Origin of the sequence: Streptomyces sp. NPDC087901 (assembly GCF_044742205.1) — a bacterium.
Lineage (GTDB): Bacteria > Actinomycetota > Actinomycetes > Streptomycetales > Streptomycetaceae > Streptomyces.
In genome coordinates, this window is record NZ_JBIUUC010000004.1 from 606,417 (window position 1) to 625,817 (window position 19,401).

A 19,401-nucleotide genomic window follows, 5' to 3' on the forward strand; every position below is an offset into this window, starting at 1 on the left:
GGTCTCAGGGTCGTGGCCTTGGCCTCCGTCTGCGCTGACATTGACGCGGGACGGGGTTGACGGCCCCTACGCGGCGCCTCCGGCGGACGTACGAGCGCCGCCCGTGGCCTAGTTCGCCGGGGGCAGACAGGAATGAGTCACGAAAGACTGGCCAGGGAGTGCAGAGGGATGTCAACGTAGACGACCTGCCAGAAACCCAGGTCAGAGCGCTGGTCGGCGCGCCTGTGGCTTCCCTGGCCGCAGCTTCTCCACTCGTCTATCTGCTGGAGGCGCGACGCCGACAGCGGGGTCGGTCGCCTGCCGCCCGAGGTAGCCGTCGCCATGAACCGGCAGGCTCCCGTCCAGGCGCTGCCGCGCCGCGTTGCCGGCGCCCAGTACACCCGAACCCGGCTCTTGGAGGCACTCCTGAATCCGCGCTACCCGTTCGATCCGTCTTTTGAGGCTGGTGCTCTTCCCGCGTATTGGGTCAGCCCCCGACACCTGGCTGGCGATGACGGTCGTCTCTGCGATGTTGTCGCGGACAGCCTCGCCGGTCTGGGCTGGGTGAGTCTGACAGCCGTGCGAGGACGGCGAGACTTCGATGAGCTGGGAGATCACCACGTGGTGCGCAGCACCGTCCTGCACATCAGTCCCGACGCTCTTCGGTGGGCACAGTGGGTGCTGGCGGACGAGCCGTTTCACCTCGGTGGCCTGCCGGTCGCGTGGCAGGTCTCGGCCCGCTCGGACACCACCAGTTTGCTCGCGGACTGGTCCGCCTATTTCACCCCAGGCGTACCGGGAGAGGCCATCACCGAGTTTCTCCTGGCGCTCGACCAATGCAGCCAGCCCACCACCTTGTACGACGGTCCCGAATTGGTCCTCGCTGCGGCCGCCGGGAACGGTTGGCTCCGGGACGCCGACCAGCCCCACGCGGCGGCGATGCACCCCACCTTCACCGCCCGCCTCAGCCTCGGCGAGGTGCCGCCCCTCATTCAGGATGCCGACCCCAGCGTCCTGACCGCCGAGGGGGACGGGCAGGGGGCGATGGGCTGGCAGGCGTGGGCTGAGCCTGCAATGGGGGCTCCGTACCTGTGGGCCGCCTCATTCAGTGCGAGCGTGCCGCACCGTCTGGTCGCCGCGTTCGCCTCCTCGCTCAGCGACACGGCACCGGTACTGCGCCGGGTGCTGCCGGAAAGTACGCGGGACCAGATCCTGTGTGCTCCCGCCAACTGAGAAGCGCCCCACTCCGCGTAACGAAGCCGGGCCTCCCGTCTGGGAGGCCCGGCTTTGTGGTGCTCTAGCAGGTTTTGTGTGTAGCGGACCTGTGGTTGCTGGGGCGGAACCGTGTCAGCACTGGGGGCTATACCCCACTTGTTGGCACCGCTGAGCGACGGTGCCTATCTGATCTCTCGTCGCTCCGATCGCTGAGGCTGGCAGACACGCCGGCCAGGCCGATTCCTCGCCCTGGTCGAACAACGACGCGGCCCTTCGTCAGAAGGTGTTGGCGGTGAAGGGGCGCGGGGGTGTGGCTACGAGGCCGAGCAGGCGGTTGAACTCCGTCCGGTCCTCTTCGCTCATGAGCTCGTGGGCGTTGCCGAGGTTCTTCACGGTGAGCTGCTGCATGAACGGGGCGAGGAGGCGCTGCAGTGCTTCCGGGGCGTCAGCCCATGCCTGCCGGTGCTTCACGAAGCGCTTGAACTGCGCGTCAAAATCGAGGAACTCGCTGCGCGTCGCTGTGAGGACATGAGCCTGTTCCTCCTTGCTGAACGGCCGTCCATCGCGATGGCTCCACGTGTTGGTGTCGGCTCGGTACTTGAAGTCCGCGTCGGCGAGGAGGGCGATGATGTCGGGTCGGGATGAGGGTGCGGTCATACGGGTGTGACGCTCCTTGTGGGAGTGGATGGGGAGCATCAAGCGTCTGGAAAATCGCCGGTTGGGCTAACCGGCGATCGTCGGCTATGTTGCGCCCGATTCCCCGGGTCAGTGCCTGCGGCTGGAGTGGTTCGACGCCTGAGCCGCGGACGGTGTGGCGGAGGCCGGTGTCGGGATGTGCCGGCCGTCTCGGGCGCCTGCGGTCTGGAGGCTTTCGGGTGCCGCTGCGGGCAGGTGGGCGCTGCGGCGCAGGCGCCAGACGAGGACATCGCTGATGGAGTCGGCGCTGCCGAGCTCGCGTCGCCGGGCGGCGTCGGCGAGCAGTGCGCCGGGGGCGTGGCCCGCTTGGCGGGCGTCGGTGAGGGTGGCAGCCAGGGCGGGCCAGCCGGGCTCGGCCTGGATCCGTTCGGCGAGCTCTGGCAGTGCCTGGTGCAGGAGATCGGCTTGCCGCTCTCGAATACGCGGTGCCATCCGCTGGCCTCGCTGGCGGAGGGCGGCGATGGGGTGGGCCGCAGCAGCCTGGTAGGCGGTGCGTAGGTGTTCGGCGGCTTGCTGGGCTGCGGCTGCCTGCTGGCTGTGGTGCCTTTTGGCGTGCCAGTTCGCCGCAGCGATGGCGAGGAAGATGGCCATGTCGATGACCATCGCCGTGGTGGCTCCGTCTTCGCCGCGGCCGAGTGCGGGGCCACTGTGGACGAGATCGTGTGCGGCCTGCCGCAGAGCGTGGTCATGCCCGCGTGCAGCGCGGACATGGGAGCGGCCGGCCCGCTCGAACACGAACGCCGCCTCCCGCAGTTCCACACGGGTGTGCGCGGCAGAAGTCTTGGCGAGCGCGTCCAGGACCTCACCCGCTGCGGCGATCTGTGCCGCCGCCATGCCGTCGTCCCCGTGGTCGATGATCAGTAGGGCCTGCCAGCCGGCGGCCGCAGCCCGGCGCCGAGCGAACGCGGGATGGGTCACCTGCGGCAGGGCGGGCTGCACCGGCTCGGAGCCGCTGGAACCCTCGGAGACCGCCTCTGCTTGGAGGGACCAGCGTTCGCGGATACGGGGCAAGGACAGGTCGGGTGCGAGGGTGGAGCCGGCGTAGAAGACCGGCTCGTCGTCCTTGTTGAGGTCACCAGGCAGTGCGACCTTGTAGCCGAGCAGGTCGCCCGAGGGCGCGATCCGCTTGCGGATCAGAAGGCCGTCGGCTGCCAGACGGTCGAAGAACTCATCTGTGGAGGCGGCGCCGGCCGACGCGCCGCGCACGGTCTCGCGCAGCTCCTCCCGCACCGTGCGCTCTCGCCCTTGGCGTTCGGCTTTGTGGCGCTCGGCGCTGGTGGGGCGTTTGGCTGCGGTGCCGTCGCCGGGGGTGACGCGGTGCAGGTCGTAGTCGGCTTCGATGAGACGGGCTTCGGTCTGGGCGCGTTGGCCGGAGCGGTGGTGGTTGGGGCGGCGGCCGTCCTCGCGTACGAGGGTGGCGATGATGTGGATGTGGTCGTCGGCGTGGCGGACGGCGGCCCACCGGCACCCGGCGTCGTCTGGGCCGCCGGAGTCGATGCCGGTGGCTGCCACGATGCGGCGGGCGATGTGGCCCCACTCCTCGTCGCTCAGGATGCGGTCGGTGCGTGCTGCGCGGACGGAGCAGTGCCACACGTGCTGGTCGGGTCGCTGGTCTTCGTCGAGGAGGTGCAGTGGCTGGTCGAGAAGCCGCTGGAGGTCTTCCTTCGTCGCGGAGGGGTCGCGGCCGGGGTCAGGCGCCATGTAGTCGAAGGAGGCGACAAGGTGCGGGTCGACGTGCTCTTCGCGGGTGCCCTTGCCGTAGAGGTAGTTGAGCAGGCCGCGGGTGCTGCTGCCTTGCTTGTGGATGCTGGGGATCAAGTGGTCTCGTCTGTCTGCTGGTTGTTGATCCGCTCGACGGCTGCCTTGGTGGCGGTGGCCGCGCGGCGGACGTTGGTGAGGGTTTCCTTGATGCGGGCGCCGTCGATGTCGCCGCCCGAGTTGAGGGTCTTGGCCATCTGGTTGAGGTTGCTGCCGGCCCAGCCGAGCTTGCGGCTGGTGGCGAAGAGCTCGGTGAGGACGTCGTGGTCGGCGGCGATGGTGGCGGCGGTGCGGGTCTGGTCGCGTGCGGCGGCGAGCGCGGAGTGGGCGAGGAATCCGGCGATGCTCATGCCGACGGCATCGGCGCCGGCCTGGATGAGGGTGCGTTCGCGTTCGTTGAGTCGGACGCTGTGGGCGGGGCGCTGCTTCTTGTCGCGCGGGCGGGGTTTCCCCTTGGTCAGGCGCGTGTGGCCGGCCGTACTTGGCTGCGAACCGCTCTCGGTCGCAGCCCTCCCGTCCGGCGCCCCCTGGCGCTGGTCGGGCCCCGCCACCCCTGGGGCGGGGTCGGGTTCGGACGCTCCCCCTGCGGGGGAGTGTCCGAACCTCCAACTTGCTCCGCTTTGGGCTGGCGTGGCTTGGGGCGCGTTCTGATGCTCGGGGCTGTGGGTGCACGAATCCTGCATGGAGAGCAGCTCCTGGTTGAGGGGAGAGGGCAGCGGACCAGATCGACGTACGGGCAGCGTCCCCAACGCCCGCTGGTTCGAGCGGTGAGTCGCGAGGGAGGTCCGTAAGTGCCTGGTCAAGCGGCGCGAATGGGGCGGGGCCGTGGGACCAGACGGGGTGCTGGTCCCACGGCCCCCGTTCGGCGTTCAGGGCTGACCGGATATCCGGTCAGCCCGTGGGGACGGCGGTCTCGCAACCCTGCTCTGCCGCCAGGAGGGCCTTGAGTTCGGTGAGCCGGTCCTCGGAGATGGGGAGGTCGGCCTCGCGGATGGCGTTCCGTAGCACGGCGCGGGTGGCTGTTCCGTGCATGGCGATGGCCGCGCGGCCGATCGCGAGGAGTTCGTCCATCTCGGCGCCGGGAGGACGTCCGTAGCGTTGCGCCGCAGGGACGTCGTCCTCGTGGGACGGCTCGGTGGTCTCGCGGGTGGGGACCGAATCGTGCAGGGGAAGTTGGTTCTGCACGGATCGAGGAGGCAGGGACTCAAGACGACGGTGGGAGTCGGCGTGCTCCCCGGCTTCCTCGCTCGTCAAGTCGAAACCTGCACCCGATCGGCTGCGCCGCGGAGTCGTCTCGACGTGGCGCATGGCGCCTTCGTTCGGAGTGAAGGCGTTCCAAGGCGATGGCAGTTCGATCGTGGCCAGCGCTGTCGCGTGACGGCGGACGGCAAGCTGGTGCAGCAGCACGTCGCGCTGGCGCTGGTCGATTCCCACAGATGCTTGGGCGACGGCGCGGGAAAGCCGTCGCGCGGTTCGCCGGTCTCGCCAGCCGGCGCGCTGCTTCGGGGTTCGCTCCGCAAGGTGCGCGGCCAGGGCGACGGCCCTGCGGGTGGCACGGTCGCGGCTGATCTGAGCGGCGTCACGATCGTGTTGGGCGACCCCCAGGCGCGATAGGCCGCGTTCGCGTACTTCGCGACCTATCCGGGCGAGGACGCTGTGGGAGGCCGCCTCGGGCGTGCGGATGCGTAGTTCGATGCCCATGGCCTGATGCCACAGCAGTGCGGCCATGACCGGTCCCACGAAGGCCCGCACCGTGCCGCCGACCACACCTGACTCGGCGTACGCGGGGATCACCTGCACAGCGGTGATCACCCAGGTCAGGACACCGGGCAGGCCGGGTGCTTGCTTGGGGCCGTGCAGGTTCTGCCGCGCCAGCAGGGCCGTGGCGAAGAGGGCGAGTTCCGCGGCGGCGAACATCGCGGCGCGCTCGATGGTGCCGCTCATGCCGAGGTAGTCGGCGGCGAACCGCCAACTGGTGTCGGCGCTGTAGGCGGTACATCCGACCGCGGCCAGTGCGGCGACCCTGATCGCGGGCGTTCCGGGCTGTCGCTTGGCGTGGTTTCGGGGAGCGCGTCGGTGGATCAGCCAGCTGACCAGCAGCCCTGTGCAGGTGGCCAGGAGAGCGGCGAGCGCGATAGATATCGCGTTCCAGTGCCCGAGTGCGGGCATGGCAAGTTCCGTCATGCAGGGGTCTCCAAAGGGCCCGCCGCGCCGTGTGGGCAGGCGTGGGCGCGGACGGGCGGTGTGGTGAAGGTGAGCTGGTGCGGGGCGGCGCCGTGCGGTCAGGCGGAGAGCTGGCGTCTGCGGTCGGCGCCGGTGAGGACGACGGTGGTGGTCATCTCGGCGAGACGGGAGGCGACTCGGTCGCCGACGGCGTCGCGGAGCGCGGCGGTCGGCAGATTGGTCGTGAGGAGGGTGGGGAGCAGGTCGGTGTAGCGGCGGTTGATCAGCCGGTACGTGATCTCCTCGGTCCACTCCGACTGCTTGGCTGCGCCGAGGTCGTCCAGGATCAGCAGTGGGCAGGTGCTGAGGGTGGCGAGGTCGCGCTCGGCGTCATGGCCGGGGCGTGGGCGCAAGCGGGCGTACAGGTCGGCTGTGGTGGCCGCCTCCCACCGCAGCCGTACCCCGGCGGTCAGCAGCGAGCGCACCGCGCCGTACGCCTGGTGCGTCTTGCCGGTGCCGGTGGGCCCGGCGATCAGCAGGGACGGTCCGAGTGCGATACCCCGGGTGCCACTCGGGCCGGGCCGTGCGGCAAGGGTCACCTCATCGACCCAGGCGGCAACCTGCTGGTGGCCGGCGAGCGCGTGGCGGTAACGGGGCGGGATGCGGGCCGCGGCCAGTTCCAGGGCGGTCACCCGTTCCGAAGGAGCCTCGGAAGGTGACGTAGTTGGATCGATGCCCCGTTCGGCGAGGATCGTGCCGAGGCGGGCGGCGAGGGTGTTCATGCGCTGCGGCTCCCGGCTGGTGGTTGCTGTGGTCACAACTGACCCCCGTAGGCCGCCTCGACGTCAGCGGGCGCCGGGTTGGTCCATGCTCGGTGCGGGGCGGCAGCTGCCCGTGGAGCGTTCATCGCCTCGTCGACCAGGCTCGGCAGCAGCCCAGCGGACAGCCCCTTGGTACGCATGCGGTCCATCCCGGCCCTGATGTGGTCGGGGGACAACCCCTCGCCGAGCAGTTTGCTGACCACCTTGCCGAGGCGGCCGAGGACGTCGCTGGGTGGGCGGTGTTGGCATGCGGCGACGTGCTCGGCGACCAGGTCCTTGGCCGAGACCGAACCCGAGACGGCAGGGGGCGTGGGGGTGCTTGCGCTCCCCACCGGAGGTGATCCTAGATCCAGGATCCTAGGTCCTAGATCCGGACCCTGAGTCCTCACCGCAGTCTCCCAGCGTTGTGGTGAGGGCTCACTGAAGTTGCTCTGACCTGCGGTTTTCCGGTTCACGGAGGGCTCGCTGCATCCGCGTGACGCATCAGGGCGTCCACCGTGAGGGCTCACGGCCTGTTCATGGAGGGCTCCGTGAACAGGCGAGGCCGCCTCGTCCGACCGGCTGCCCTGGTGGCGCGGGCAGGCCGGGCAGCGGCTGCCGCTGGGTCGGTTGATCTTCTGGTGACGGGCCCAGGTGACGATGTGCAGGTACCGCTTGCCGTCGTCGCCTTCGTACCGGCAGATCAGACCCGCACTGTCGAGCTGCGTGAGGTCGTCCTCGACCTCCAGCGGGCCGTGCTCGGGGCGCAGGGACCACAGGGCGCCGGCGATGACAGCGGACTGGTCGCGGAAGCGGCCGTGGTCGTCCGCCTGCGTAAGCAGGCCGAAGAAGGTCCGCTCGGCATGGACGCTCACCGCGGCCAGCGACTCGGAGATGAAGGCTTCCGGCTTGATGGTGCGTATCCGCGCCATGTCTATCGCCCCGCCTTCGTGGGCCGAGCAGGCGAGTTCGGCGACGGGGATGCGACTACGGCCACGAAGGCAGTAGCTTGTTGGGGCATGCACAGTTCCTCACCCGGTGGCGTTATGACCGCCACCGTCTTGATCGTTCAGGTACGGGCGATATCGGTAGGGACTTCTTGGCCCCCGGCGTTGGCCCGCCGGGGGCTTTTTCATGTGCTCGGAACCGCAGGGGTTTCCGGGCGCATGGCCAAGACAGCCACATCTTCCCCGCACAAGTCCAGCATTCCGCCGGGAAAGCAAACAGCTCTCGGCGAACGTGTCGTGCGCGGCTTCCTTAAAACGGTAGACCCGAATCGCCGGTTGACCAAGAAGTTGCATAAATCGGGCAGTTGGCAAGCGAATCCGTGGGCGGCGCTGGTGAGCGCGCGATGCAAGATGCCCACGTCGAGGCCACGTAGGTGCTACCAGCATGAGGGCAGCAGGTGATTTGGTCATCCGCCAATTCCGGTCTATGTTGCGCCGCTCGCAAGGAGTCTGGGGACCAGATCTGACAAAAAAGATGCGGAACATAGCAGCACATCGCCGGTTACCCAAACCGGCAATGCAGAGCTACAACTGACCCATGCCTGAGAGCCCTTTGGGAATTGGTCCGGCCGGCGTGCTGACCGCCCGCGCCATTACCCGTGCCCGCACAGCGCGCGGATTCGCCCAGCGCCAGCTGGCCGAACGTGTCACCGCGCTCGGCCGGCCCATGACCATCACGATGCTGTCCCGCATCGAATGCAGACAGCGCCGCTGCGATGTCGACGACCTCGTCGCCATCGCAGCCGCTCTCGGCCTCTCCCCGCTCGCCCTGCTCGCCGAGACGAGTTAGCCGAACGAGCCCCAACAGCGCTCCCCGGGTGGGCCAACACCCGGCAGCCGCTACGCGCACCACCTCGCCCGTACCTGAAACACCAAGACCGGCGTACCCGTCTCCGCACGGCCGCGCCAGAGAAGGAACCTCCTTGCGCCGAGAGGCCATTCCCCCTGCCCCGTTGCCGTTCCGCCTCCGTACCGCGAAGGAGGCGATCTCGCATGGCTGAGCAGTCAGGCACCGGCGTAGCGCCGCCCCGCCTCTACCGTCCCGAGGACATCGCTGCTGTTCTCGGCTGCTCTGCCTGGTGGGTCAAGGACAGGGCCCGCCGGCGGCTGATCCCCTTCACTCGGGTCGGCCGCGCGTACCGCTTCACCGCAGAACACCTCGCAGAGATCATCCGCCTCCATGAGGAACGGCCCGCACGGGCGCACCAGCCCGTCACAGCTCGGACCGTCGCCAAGGCCGACGCCCAGCAGGCGGACACGCCCCAGCGTGCCGCGCCCACAACCCGTCTGCGGGCGCGGCCTCCGGCCCGCGCTAGGCAGAGCCAGTTCAGCACCGTCGTCTGACACGACCGCGTACCAAGGGAGAGGAGGAGCGTGGGTTTCGCGGAGAAGCGCGCGAACTACTGGCGTGGCCGGTACAAGACCGCACCTGGGAAGCACCTCACGGTCGTCGACGAGCAGGGCAAGGCGATCAAGTTCGCCACCAAGGGCGAGGCTCAGCGCGCCGCGAGCGAGGCCGAGAACAAGTACCGGCGCGGCGACTGGCGTGACCCGGCACTTGGGCAGGAGACGTTCGGCGAGTACGCGAGCCGCTGGTACGAGGCCCAGGACCTGGCCGCATCGACGATGCAGAACTACAAGCGCCACATCGAGGAGCACCTGCTTCCCGACTTCGGGGACCAAGCCCTCGCCGGCATCCTGCGCTCGGACGTCGACCGGTGGGAGAAGAAGGAAAGGGCCCTGTACGCGGCTTCCAGCGTCAAGACCTGGCGCTCGACGTTCCACCTGATCTACGAGGACGCGATCGACGAAGGACTGATCACGTCGAACCCGGCGACGAGGCGGCGTGGGCGGGGCAAGCGCGCGGGCCGCTCCCGTGACCGAGGCCCGGAGAAGGTCGTCACCGATCCGCTCGGCATCCTGTTGATCGCCGAACGAGCAGCACTGCTGTCCGGCCGAGATGACGAGTTCGTCGCCGTCGTCCTCAAGGGATATACCGGCATGCGCTGGGGTGAAATAGTCGGCCTGGAGACCGAGTTCGCTCGGCCTGGCTCCGTCCGTGTCGAATGGCAGCTGTACGAACTGGACTCGGGCGAGATGGTGCGCTGCCCGCCCAAGGACGACAGCTATCGCACCCTCGACTCGATGGACTGGCTGTCCGCCCTGGTCGCCAATCACATCGCCCGCACGAAGCCGATGCCCTGCCCCTGCCACGGTAGGACCTACATCTTCCGCGGGCAGGGCACGGCTCGTACGGGCGGTCACCACGGTGCGAAACTCGTCGACGTCGCACGCCGTGCCGAAGTCTCCACGGGGACGGTGTCCAACGTCCTCAACCATCCCGATCGCGTCGCTGAGGCGACGCGAATGCGGGTGGAGGAGGCCATCACGGACCTCGGGTTCGTACGAGGCGGCGCGGTGGTGGAGCCTGCGGCCCACTGGCGCAGGAACGGTTTCGCGACGTGGCTGTTCACCCCGGCGGTATCGGGCTGGTACCCGAAGAAGGCCCCGCAGGAGGCACGACCCGTGCCGCTACTCGGCGAGCCGTGGCCAGGAGTCCCCGCGCGAGGGCGGGGCGCCGGCCAACGAGCTGACGCCTGCTGGCTCCCGATCGCCAAGGGCCTCACGCCTCACGGACTGCGCCACGCCCATAGGACCGTGATGGAGGACCTCGGCACCGAGAAGGTCCTCATGGACCAGCGCATGGGACACATCGACGGCTCCGTCTCGGCGCGCTATGCCCATGTCACCCCTGGCATGCGCAAGCGCCTCATGCTCGGCCTGACCGAGCAGTGGGAGACAGCACTCGCTGCCCGCCTGGCGATGTGTCCCACGTCGCCCGTGCACGTGCTCGACGCCCTCCTGCGTGCACGGAGGTAGCACAGGCCGAGGCGAAGCCTGGGCGGTGAGAGGCACCTGGACTTCGCTGTTCGCAGGGTGACGCCGGTCCGGAGTGCGTGGCCCTGCTGGGAGAGGGGTCTTGGATCGTATGAATCACCCTTCGGCCTCGGGTGAGACAAGGAGTGCGCAACCACGGACATACGGGCCCCTAATACGAGGACCGCCTCGGCCGTCCGAGTCTCGCTTGGGCGCCTGTCTCGGACGGCCGAGCGCGTTCTCGCACAGGCTCGTCCGATGGATAAATCGGCTCGCCGGGGTAGCGCTCGGGTGCCATAAGATTGCGACGGCTTGCAGCGCCAACCTCACTACGCGTGACCGGGGCGACCTGAGCGGTCGCATCCGCTGCACCCTCCCGACCTGGGCCCGCCGTGGCACTGTCACCGGCGCCGTACGAAATGGAGCATCCGAGGATGGCTCGACACCTGGTAACCAGCGCGCTTCCCTACATCAACGGGATCAAGCACCTGGGCAACATGGTCGGGTCGATGCTTCCGGCGGATGTGTACTCCCGGTACCTCCGCCAGCGCGGTCACGACGTCCTGTACATCTGCGCCACCGACGAGCACGGGACACCGGCCGAGCTGGCGGCCAAGGCGGCCGGACTGTCGGTGGCGGAGTTCTGCGCGCAGGCTCACGACGCGCAGAAGGCCGTGTACGACGGCTTCCAGCTGGCCTTCGACCACTTCGGACGCAGCTCTTCACAGCAGAACGTCGAGATCACGCAGCACTTCGCGCGCCAGCTGCACAAGAACGGCTTCATCGAGGAACGGGCGATCCGGCAGGTGTACTCGCCGGTCGACGGCCGCTTCCTGCCGGACCGGTACGTCGAGGGCACCTGCCCGCACTGCGGCTACGACAAGGCCCGCGGTGACCAGTGCGAGAACTGCACCCGCGTCCTCGACCCGACCGACCTGCTGAACCCCCGCTCGGCGATCAGCGGCTCCACGGAGCTGGAGGTCCGCGAGACCACGCACCTGTTCCTGCTCCAGTCGAAGCTCCAGCACGAGGTCGAGGCGTGGGTCGCGCTCCACGAGGAGCGGTGGCCGCAGCTGTCCTCCTCCATCGCCCGCAAATGGCTGACCGAGGGCCTCCACGACCGGGCCATCACCCGTGACCTGGACTGGGGCGTCCCGGTTCCGGCCGACACGTGGCCGGGGCTCGCCGCCGAGGGCAAGGTCTTCTACGTCTGGTTCGACGCTCCGATCGAGTACATCGGCGCGACGAAGGAATGGTCGGACGCCGCTCCGGACGGCGAGACCCGTGACTGGAAGTCGTGGTGGTACGAGGTCGACGACTCCGTCCGCTACACCCAGTTCATGGCCAAGGACAACGTCCCGTTCCACACGGTGATGTTCCCGGCCACGGAGCTCGGTGTCCGCGAGCCGTGGAAAAAGGTCGACGTCGTCAAGGGCTTCAACTGGCTGACGTACTACGGCGGCAAGTTCTCCACCTCGCAGCAGCGGGGCATCTTCACCGACGCCGCGCTGGAGACACTGCCGGCGGACTACTGGCGCTACTTCCTGATCGCCAACGCCCCCGAGTCCGACGACTCCTCCTTCACCTGGGAGCACTTCGCCGCCACGGTCAACAAGGACCTCGCCGACACGCTCGGCAACTTCGTCAACCGCGTGCTGTCCTTCTCCCGCAAGCGCTTCGGGGACGACGTCCCTGCAGGCAATGCGGCCGGCGAGGCGGAGGCACGGCTGGGCGAGGAGATCGCGCGGCTGCTGGCCGAATACGAGGAGCACATGGAGGCCCTCCAGTACCGCAAGGCCGGGGCGGCGCTGCGGGCCCTGTGGTCGGCGGGCAACGCCTACCTGGAGGAGAAGGCCCCCTGGCTGGAGATCAAGACCGACCCGGAGGGTGCGGCCCTGACCCTGCGTACGGCGATGAACCTGATCCACCTCTACGCGATCGTCTCCGAGCCGTTCATCCCCGCCTCGGCCGCTGCTATGCGCGGTGCCTTCGCCCTGGAGAGCGACACCGGGACCTGGGTGACCGCCGAGCAGGCCAAGTCCCTGGACGCTGTCCCGGCCGGTACAGCCTTCACCATGCCGCCGGTGCTCTTCGCGAAGATCTCGGAGGAGGACCTGGAGTCCTATCGTGCGCGCTTCGGCGGAGCCGACGCCTGATGCGGCTGGGCGAAACCAAGTCGGTGGGTGCTGCCGCCCCCTCGCAGCTGTCGTCAGTGAACAGCCGTTCGTACGGCTCGTCGAGAGCGGTATCGCAGCGTCGCGCGTGCGACGCTCCACGATCTGACACTGATGTATCAACCGGCGTTCGCGCCGCACCCTGTACACCCGGCGGCGGCCCCGGTTCGCCTTCCCAGCTGCCCTTGAGCCGTGTCTGCCGCGTGAACGGCTGCTCTACCCCTACCGTCTGCCTATGACCGCTGGCACTGTCCTCACAGTCATCGGCGGGTGCCTCCAGCTCGTCGGCCTGGCAGTCGCGGGCTTCGGCGTCCGCAGAACCAGGGTGCAACATGCGCCGGAACGACTCGGGGTATGGCGCCAGATGAAGGAGTGGTTCGGTGCCCTGCGTCGCATCTTCAAGCCTCTGCCGCCTGTCGCAGGAACCGCCACGATGGTCATCTCGGCGGATGCATCCGGGGCGGCCTTCAATGCGACCATGGTGGCAGCACCGGCGCCGGACGCCACCGCTGCGCAGCGCGAGCAGTTCCTCGTAGAACGGGTGATCTGGCTTCAGGAGGAGGCGGGCCGCATCAGGGAGAGCGTAGCCACAGAAGGCCGGGAGCGCCGCGCTGAGGTCAGCCACCTGGGCGGGACCGTGAATGAGGAGGCAGACAAGCTCCGCAAATTCATCGACACGGCCATGGCTGATGGCTTGGCCCAGGAGGCGCTGGGCCTTTGGCTCGCTGCGGCCGGAGCGGTACTGGCAATCATCGGAGCCGGTATCTAGGCAGCCGTCTGGGACGCGATCCACTTACACGAGCAGTCACGTGCCCAATGCGCCTGAAGCCCCCCGGCATAGGCGTTGAGCTGCGAAGACTGTGACCGGGCCCTAGATTGTCATCGCGATCGGCACTGTGCGGTGCTCACAGTGCTTCAGCCCGGAGGAGACCTTCTCAGCCGTCGAGCAGTTGCCGGAGAGCGTCCCGACGCAGGCGCGTTTCCGGATCGGCGGAGTCCCCGTCGAATCGGACTCCTTCGGCGATCAGGACGTCTGCAGGGGTGTCCGTGCGCGTCTGATCGGGCCACTGGAAGCCTTGGCTGACGCGTCCTGCTGCATTGAGGACGCGCCAGGGGTTGGGGCATTGGCCGCAGGCGGCCAGATGGGTGCCGACCGGGACGGCATGGCTGCCGATCACCGCCGCTACGTCTCCGTAGGTGGTCCACCGTCCGGCGGGGACGGCGCCTAGCAGGATATGCAACCCCGTCCAGTCCTTGCGGGTCCCGTTGAGCTGCCTGGCCAGACCTGTGAGATCGATCCCCGCCAACGCGGCCCATTCCTCGGGGTCGACGTCCGCGGGTACATGGTCTGTATCGACGTCCCACCACGTCGTCCCCTGTATGCCGTCGGCGGTGCGGTCCGTCACGCTCGTGAAGATGTGGTTGGCCAGTCCGGTCGGAGAGTATGACGCGCCATCGGCGTCCCAGCGGAGTGGCTTGGACGTGTTATTGGTCCAGGTGGCCGTCGCTCGGCTGATGTCCTCCTCCACCCAGGCAAGGATGGCGTTGCGGATGGATTCCGGTGCACCGTGGCGCGGCGTCAGCCGCAGCCTGGTGCCGTCGGGCAGCAGGCCCGCACCGACGAGTACGTGGACGGCGTTGCGCGAGCGTGAGCGTTCCTGCAGCTTCTTGGCCGCCGCCTCGCCTTCGACCCGAGCCGGTGCGAGCGTGAACTCCTCCACCTCCGGGGTCGGATAGACCTTCGTGAAGCCGGCGACGAGGTGGCCCTCCACCTTCCACAGGCCCACCTGGATGAGGTCGATGTCGAGGCTCATCTCCGACAGCCAGACCACGGAGTGGGTGACCTGCTTGGGGAAGTCGGCGGCGATGATCACTTGGCGGGGGCGCTGGAGCAGCTCCGGGCTCCACTCCCCGTCCACGTGGTCGAGCAGGCGCTGCTTGCACGCGTCGATGTCGAGGTCCTGCCCCCTGCGCGACAGGAAGTCGCGGTGCGCCTGGGCCAGGGTGCCGAGGTCGAACCGGGACACCAGAGCGGCGTAGGTGATCGCCTGGAGGTGCACGTCCCGGTCGGCCGTCCCTCGCTTCAGCTCGACCACGACGAGGCGGCCGGTCGCGTCCAGCCCTAGAACGTCCAACCGGTCGCGCGTCGGCACTCCGTCCGTGTCGGCCCACCGGTCGTACTCCGCGGTGACCACGAGCACCGACTCCCCGAGCACCTGCGGATGGGCGATCACCCACTCCTGAAGGTGCTGCCGCTCAAGAAGACTTTCCGCGGCTAGCCCAGTGCGCGATATCGGCGTGGCCGTCTGGCCGGCGACGGTGAAGAGATGATCCACGGTGCCCCCTCGTACGCCCAGCGACGGTGCACCGGGTGCCCAGAGCCTACGGGGCGGGTTTGCCTCTCGACGGCTGTTTGCCGGACTGCCGGAACGCCCTCGCCGATTTCTGGGAGCCGGATTCCGAGGTTGGCTCCCAAACGGCTCCCAAGATGGCCCCAGGAACGAGTCAGGGGCCCGACCCACTAAGTGGATCAGGCCCCTGACCTGGTCTTACGGCTGTCGGGGTGGCGGGATTTGAACCCACGACCTCTTCGTCCCGAACGAAGCGCGCTGCCAAGCTGCGCTACACCCCGATCGCCGCCGGTCTCCCGGCGACATCGATTACTTTAGCCCACCGGCGCCCGGAGACGAAATCCGCTTTTTGCCGATCGGGCGGCCGCCGTCTGTCACACGTCTCGCGCCGTCAAGGTCAGCAGAGTCGCCTCCGGGGGGCAGGCGAAGCGGACCGGGGTGTAGCGGTTGGTGCCGCAGCCGGCCGAGACGTGGAGGTAGGCGCGGTGGCCTTCGGCCGTGTGGCTGGAGAGGCCCTTCACGCGGTCCGTGTCCAGGTCGCAGTTGGTGACCAGGGCGCCGTAGAAGGGGATGCACAGCTGGCCGCCGTGGGTGTGGCCGGCCAGGATCAGCGGGTAGCCGTCTGCGGTGAAGGCGTCGAGTGAGCGCAGGTAGGGGGCGTGGACCACGCCGATGGAGAGGTCGGCGCCCGTCTCGGGGCCGCCCGACACCTCGGCGTAGCGGTCACGCCGGATGTGCGGGTCGTCGAGGCCGGTGAAGGCCAGCTCCAGGCCGTCGAGCTTGAGGCGGCCGCGAGCGTTGGAAAGGTTCAGCCAGCCCGCGTCGTCGAAGGCGTCGCGCATCGGTTCCCACGGGTTGTGGACGACGCCGACGGCGGGGGTGTTCCCGTTGAGCCCGTGCTTGCCCGCGGCCTTCTCGAAGAGGTAGCGGGCGGGGTTGCGGAGCTTGGGGCCGTAGTAGTCGTTGGAGCCGAACACGTACACACCCGGGAACTCCATCAGCGGACCGAGTGCGTCGAGCAGCTCCGGTACGGCCTCCGGGTCGGAGAGGTTGTCGCCGGTGTTCACCACGAAGTCCGGGCGCAGCCCGGCCAGGGACTGCAGCCAGGCGCGCTTCTTGCGCTGGCCGCTGACCATGTGGACGTCGGAGACCTGAAGGACGCGCAACGGGCGTGCCCCGTGGGGGAGTACCGGGACGGTGATCCTTCGCAGGCGGAACGACCGGGCCTCGAATCCGGCTGCGTAGGCGAGACCGGCGGCGCCGGCCGCGGCGGTGACCGCCGTGATTTTCAGGGGTACTCCGTAGCGTGCGCGCATGCGCCCATCGTCGCAGACGGTGCGTGTCCACAGGAAAACCGGCGGGCGGCGGGCACCCCGCACCTGCCACAATCACCCCATGACCACGCTCAAGTCCAAGCTCAAGGAAGACCTCACCACGGCCATGAAGGCGCGCGACGAGCTGACCTCGTCGACGCTCCGGCTGACTCTCACCGCGATCACCAAGGAGGAGGTCGGCGGCAAGACGGCCCGCGAACTCTCCGACGACGAGGTGCAGAAGGTGATCGCCAAGGAGGCCAAGAAGCGCCGCGAGGCGGCCGAGGCCTTCGCCAAGGGCGGCCGGGCCGAGCAGGCCGAGCGGGAGAAGAGGGAGGGCGAGCTGCTCGACGCCTACCTCCCGCAGCAGCTGAGCGACGACGAGCTGACCGCGATCGTGGCGTCCGCCGTCGATGAGGCGAAGTCCGCCGGGGCCGAGGGACCGCGTGCCATGGGCACCGTCATGAAGATCGTGAACCCGAAGGTCGCGGGCCGTGCCGAGGGCGGCCGGGTGGCCGCCACGGTGAAGAAGCTGCTCGCGGGCTGAGGCCGCGTGGTTCAGCAGGCGGACATGAAGGTGGGGCGCCCCCGGACCGGGGGGCGCCCCACCTTCATGTCTGACGTACGCAGGGACCGGGCGGCTCAGGGGCCGTTGGTCCCGCCGTCGTTCTGACCGCGGCCGTTGCCGTCGTTTCCGCCGATCAGGTCCGGCGAAATGCTGATGCCGGGGAACGGCGTGTCGCCGCCGGGCTTGTTGTCGCCCTGGCCCGGCTTGTTCTTGTCCTTGTTCTTGTCCTTGTCCTCCTTGGGCTTCGCCCGCGGTACGTCGACCGCGGTGAAGGCCGGGGTTTCGGAGGCGTTCAGGGAACCGGTCATCGCCGTCCGCCAGATCGGGCCGGGCAGACAGCCACCGCAGACGTCCTCGTAGTACTGGCCGCCGATGGTGATGTTGCTCATCGGGTCCTGCCGGGCGCCGTCGTTGCCGACCCACACCGCTGTGGACAGGTTCGGCGTGTAGCCGACGAACCAGGCGTTCTTGCGTTCGTCGCTCGTACCGGTCTTGCCCGCGTTGTCACGGTCGCTGAGACCGGCGGCCTTTCCGGTGCCGTCCTCGACCACGCCCTTGAGCATCTGGTTGATGGTGTCGGCCGTGTGCTCGCTCATGGCGCTGCTGCACGTCGTCTTCGGTACCTCGATCTGCTTTCCGTCCGGCTTGGTCACCGACAGGATGGCGACCGGGGTGCAGTAACTGCCGCGGTTGGCGAAGGTGGCGTACAGCGCGGCCATCGCCAGCGGCGTCGACTCCTGGCCGCCGAGCGTGGTGGACGGGGCCTGCCGCAGAGGCTTGTTGTCGCCGCGGATGTAGCCGACCTTCTTGGCCATCGTGAGCGTCTCGCAGAGGCCGGCCTGCTCCTCGAGCTTCGCGAAGTAGGTGTTGACCGACTTGGCGAGCGCGCCGGTCATGTCGAAGGTGCCCTTCTCCGACTCGAGCTCGTTCTCCACCTCCCACGGGACGGTGTCCGCGGGCTGGTTCTCGCAGGTGCGGAAGGCGTCGGCGGGCAAGGTGATCCGGCGGTCCGTGGTGAAGCTCTGGGCCGGGCTGATCCCCTTCTCCAGCGCGGCAGCCGCCGTGATCGGCTTGAAGGTCGATCCGACCTGGAAGCCGAAGTTGGTGCCGCCCATCTTGTGGTCGACGGAGAGGTTCATCATGGTCTGGTGCTTGGACGCGTCCAGCCCGTAGGGGCGGGACTGCGCCATCGCCAGGATCTGACCGGTGCCGGGCTGGACCTGGACGACCGAGGCCGCGACCTTGTCGGTCTCGTTGACCCGTGAGGTCGCCGCTTCGTTGGAGGAGGCCTGGGAACGCGGGTCCAGGGTCGTCTTGATGGTCAGTCCGCCGGTGGCCCAGAGCTTGGCCCGGTCCTTCGAGGTCTTGCCGAAGGCCGGGTCGCTCGTGACGATCTGGTGGACGTAGTCGCAGAAGAAGCCCGATCCGCTGACCGCGGTGATGCAGCCGTTCTTCGGCCGCTTCACCTTCAGCTTGATCGGGGTCGCCTTGGCCTTGTCGGCTTCCTCCTGCGCGATGTCCCCGACATCGGCCATCCGCTGGATCACGGTGTTGCGACGCTTGGTCGCCTCCTCCGTGTCGTTGACGGGGTCGTAGCGGCTGGGCGACTGCACGATGCCGGCCAGCATCGCCGCCTCCTCCAGCTTCAGGTCCTTCGCCGACTTGGAGAAGTACCGCTGGGAGGCCGCCTCGACGCCGTACGCCTGCTGCCCGAAGAAGGTGATGTTGAGGTAGTTCTCCAGGATCTTCTTCTTGCCGAGTTCTTCCTCGACCTGGATCGCGTACTTCAGCTCCTGGACCTTGCGGCCGAGCGTCTGCTGCGTGGCCTGGGCGACCTTGGTCGGGTCGTCGCCGGCCTCCTCGACGAAGACGTTCTTCACGTACTGCTGGGTGAGGGTCGACGCGCCCTGCGCGGTCCCGCCCGCCTGTACGTTGCGGTTCATCGCACGCAGGATGCCCTTGAGGTCGACCGCGCCGTGCTCGTAGAAGCGGGCGTCCTCGATCGCGATGATCGCCTTCTGCATGTACGGGGAGATCTTCGTCAGCGGCACCACGGTGCGGTCCCGCGAGTACACCGTGGCGATCTGGCCGCCCTGGTTGTCCAGGATCGTGGTGCGCTGACTCAGCGGCGGAGTCTTCAGATTGGCCGGGATCTCGTCGAACCCGTCGACCGTTCCCTTGGCGGCGAGACCCAGTGCTCCGGCGGCCGGCAGCGCGATGCCCGCCAGGACCACTCCGGAGAGTGCGGCGACACCGAGGAACTTGGCGGCCTGCTGGGTCGTCGTGAGACCCCCGCCCGAGCGCTTCTTTGGCATGGGGGCAGCCTACGTTCTCATTCGCCGGACACACGTATATGCCTTGGCCTAAGCTGCTCTCAACTGTCACAGCAGTCCGGTTCCGTATCAACCCCCCTGCACTGCACGGCCACGAGTTCAGGCGCTCCCGAAATCGCCTCGTGTGTCATCGAACGTCCGTTGTGACTCAGGTGATCTGTCCCGAT

Annotated in this window: 16 protein-coding genes and 1 tRNA gene; 7 read left to right on the plus strand and 10 right to left on the minus strand. The window is 68.5% G+C overall.

Going from position 1 to position 19,401, the window contains the following annotated elements:
* Positions 1-393: 393 nt before the first annotated feature.
* Positions 394-1,212 carry a DUF317 domain-containing protein gene (locus ACIOEW_RS16440; RefSeq protein ID WP_401964466.1) on the plus strand — a complete coding sequence of 273 codons (819 nt, stop codon included), beginning with the start codon at positions 394-396 and terminating at the stop codon, positions 1,210-1,212.
* Between the two features lie 258 nt (positions 1,213-1,470).
* On the opposite strand, the gene ACIOEW_RS16445 is transcribed toward ACIOEW_RS16440, so the two are convergent.
* The 6 genes from ACIOEW_RS16445 to ACIOEW_RS16470 form a co-directional block, all read right to left on the minus strand.
* Positions 1,471-1,851, minus strand: a complete 381-nt coding sequence (locus ACIOEW_RS16445) for a hypothetical protein (protein ID WP_401964373.1) — start codon at positions 1,849-1,851, stop codon at positions 1,471-1,473.
* A gap of 108 nt (positions 1,852-1,959) precedes the next feature.
* The gene (locus tag ACIOEW_RS16450; protein WP_401964374.1) at positions 1,960-3,708 is read right to left on the minus strand and encodes a mobilization protein; all 1,749 of its coding nucleotides are present in this window, start codon (positions 3,706-3,708) and stop codon (positions 1,960-1,962) included.
* Positions 3,705-3,998, minus strand: a complete 294-nt coding sequence (locus tag ACIOEW_RS16455) for a mobilization protein (protein ID WP_401964375.1) — start codon at positions 3,996-3,998, stop codon at positions 3,705-3,707. The genes ACIOEW_RS16450 and ACIOEW_RS16455 overlap by 4 nt, the downstream gene beginning before the upstream one ends.
* Positions 3,999-4,539: 541 nt before the next feature.
* Positions 4,540-5,832, minus strand: a complete 1,293-nt coding sequence (locus ACIOEW_RS16460) for a hypothetical protein (RefSeq protein ID WP_401964376.1) — start codon at positions 5,830-5,832, stop codon at positions 4,540-4,542.
* 98 nt (positions 5,833-5,930) lie between these two features.
* Positions 5,931-6,629, minus strand: a complete 699-nt coding sequence (locus tag ACIOEW_RS16465) for an ATP-binding protein (protein WP_401964377.1) — start codon at positions 6,627-6,629, stop codon at positions 5,931-5,933.
* Positions 6,626-7,543, minus strand: coding sequence for a hypothetical protein (locus ACIOEW_RS16470; RefSeq protein ID WP_401964378.1), 918 nt, complete (start codon positions 7,541-7,543; stop codon positions 6,626-6,628). Before ACIOEW_RS16470 ends, ACIOEW_RS16465 begins: the two co-directional genes overlap by 4 nt.
* A gap of 613 nt (positions 7,544-8,156) precedes the next feature.
* Here ACIOEW_RS16470 and ACIOEW_RS16475 point away from each other — a divergent pair.
* The 5 genes from ACIOEW_RS16475 (at position 8,157) to ACIOEW_RS16495 (ending at position 13,438) form a co-directional block, all read left to right on the plus strand.
* On the plus strand, positions 8,157-8,408 hold the full coding sequence (locus ACIOEW_RS16475; RefSeq protein ID WP_073733580.1) for a helix-turn-helix domain-containing protein: 252 nt from the start codon (positions 8,157-8,159) through the stop codon (positions 8,406-8,408).
* Positions 8,409-8,611: 203 nt separating this feature from the next.
* Positions 8,612-8,962, plus strand: a complete 351-nt coding sequence (locus ACIOEW_RS16480; protein WP_401964379.1) for a helix-turn-helix domain-containing protein — start codon at positions 8,612-8,614, stop codon at positions 8,960-8,962.
* 30 nt (positions 8,963-8,992) lie between these two features.
* Entirely contained in the window at positions 8,993-10,498 is a 1,506-nt protein-coding gene (locus tag ACIOEW_RS16485; protein WP_401964380.1) for a LacI family DNA-binding transcriptional regulator, read from the plus strand.
* Positions 10,499-10,929: 431 nt separating this feature from the next.
* Positions 10,930-12,651, plus strand: coding sequence for a methionine--tRNA ligase (gene metG, locus ACIOEW_RS16490; RefSeq protein WP_401964381.1), 1,722 nt, complete (start codon positions 10,930-10,932; stop codon positions 12,649-12,651).
* 253 nt (positions 12,652-12,904) lie between these two features.
* A complete protein-coding gene (locus tag ACIOEW_RS16495) occupies positions 12,905-13,438 on the plus strand; it encodes a hypothetical protein (protein WP_401964382.1) in 534 nt (177 codons plus the stop codon).
* A 166-nt stretch (positions 13,439-13,604) separates the two neighbouring features.
* On the opposite strand, the gene ACIOEW_RS16500 is transcribed toward ACIOEW_RS16495, so the two are convergent.
* The 3 genes from ACIOEW_RS16500 to ACIOEW_RS16510 all read right to left on the minus strand — a co-directional run bounded on the left by ACIOEW_RS16500 (position 13,605) and on the right by ACIOEW_RS16510 (position 16,336).
* On the minus strand, positions 13,605-15,005 hold the full coding sequence (locus tag ACIOEW_RS16500) for a DNA-binding protein (protein WP_401964383.1): 1,401 nt from the start codon (positions 15,003-15,005) through the stop codon (positions 13,605-13,607).
* Between the two features lie 222 nt (positions 15,006-15,227).
* Positions 15,228-15,301: transfer RNA gene (locus ACIOEW_RS16505), tRNA-Pro, on the minus strand.
* A gap of 93 nt (positions 15,302-15,394) precedes the next feature.
* On the minus strand, positions 15,395-16,336 hold the full coding sequence (locus tag ACIOEW_RS16510) for a metallophosphoesterase (protein ID WP_362539174.1): 942 nt from the start codon (positions 16,334-16,336) through the stop codon (positions 15,395-15,397).
* Positions 16,337-16,415: 79 nt separating this feature from the next.
* Here ACIOEW_RS16510 and ACIOEW_RS16515 point away from each other — a divergent pair, with 79 nt between their 5' ends.
* Positions 16,416-16,880, plus strand: a complete 465-nt coding sequence (locus tag ACIOEW_RS16515; protein WP_401964384.1) for a GatB/YqeY domain-containing protein — start codon at positions 16,416-16,418, stop codon at positions 16,878-16,880.
* Between the two features lie 95 nt (positions 16,881-16,975).
* Here ACIOEW_RS16515 and ACIOEW_RS16520 read toward each other — a convergent pair whose 3' ends face one another.
* Complete coding sequence (locus tag ACIOEW_RS16520) at positions 16,976-19,216, minus strand: transglycosylase domain-containing protein (protein WP_362554095.1); 2,241 nt, start codon at positions 19,214-19,216, stop codon at positions 16,976-16,978.
* Positions 19,217-19,401 lie beyond the last annotated feature (185 nt).

Bases quoted from the DNA above. Each gene is read 5' to 3' on its own strand.
- ACIOEW_RS16445 (WP_401964373.1), bottom strand. From the start codon at position 1,851: ATGACCGCACCCTCATCCCGACCCGACATCATCGCCCTCCTCGCCGAC.
- ACIOEW_RS16455 (WP_401964375.1), bottom strand. From the start codon at position 3,998: ATGAGCATCGCCGGATTCCTCGCCCACTCCGCGCTCGCCGCCGCACGC.
- ACIOEW_RS16460 (WP_401964376.1), bottom strand. From the start codon at position 5,832: ATGACGGAACTTGCCATGCCCGCACTCGGGCACTGGAACGCGATATCT.
- ACIOEW_RS16470 (WP_401964378.1), bottom strand. From the start codon at position 7,543: ATGGCGCGGATACGCACCATCAAGCCGGAAGCCTTCATCTCCGAGTCG.
- ACIOEW_RS16475 (WP_073733580.1), top strand. From the start codon at position 8,157: ATGCCTGAGAGCCCTTTGGGAATTGGTCCGGCCGGCGTGCTGACCGCC.
- ACIOEW_RS16480 (WP_401964379.1), top strand. From the start codon at position 8,612: ATGGCTGAGCAGTCAGGCACCGGCGTAGCGCCGCCCCGCCTCTACCGT.
- metG (WP_401964381.1), top strand. From the start codon at position 10,930: ATGGCTCGACACCTGGTAACCAGCGCGCTTCCCTACATCAACGGGATC.
- ACIOEW_RS16495 (WP_401964382.1), top strand. From the start codon at position 12,905: ATGACCGCTGGCACTGTCCTCACAGTCATCGGCGGGTGCCTCCAGCTC.
- ACIOEW_RS16510 (WP_362539174.1), bottom strand. From the start codon at position 16,336: ATGCGCGCACGCTACGGAGTACCCCTGAAAATCACGGCGGTCACCGCC.
- ACIOEW_RS16515 (WP_401964384.1), top strand. From the start codon at position 16,416: ATGACCACGCTCAAGTCCAAGCTCAAGGAAGACCTCACCACGGCCATG.
- ACIOEW_RS16520 (WP_362554095.1), bottom strand. From the start codon at position 19,216: ATGCCAAAGAAGCGCTCGGGCGGGGGTCTCACGACGACCCAGCAGGCC.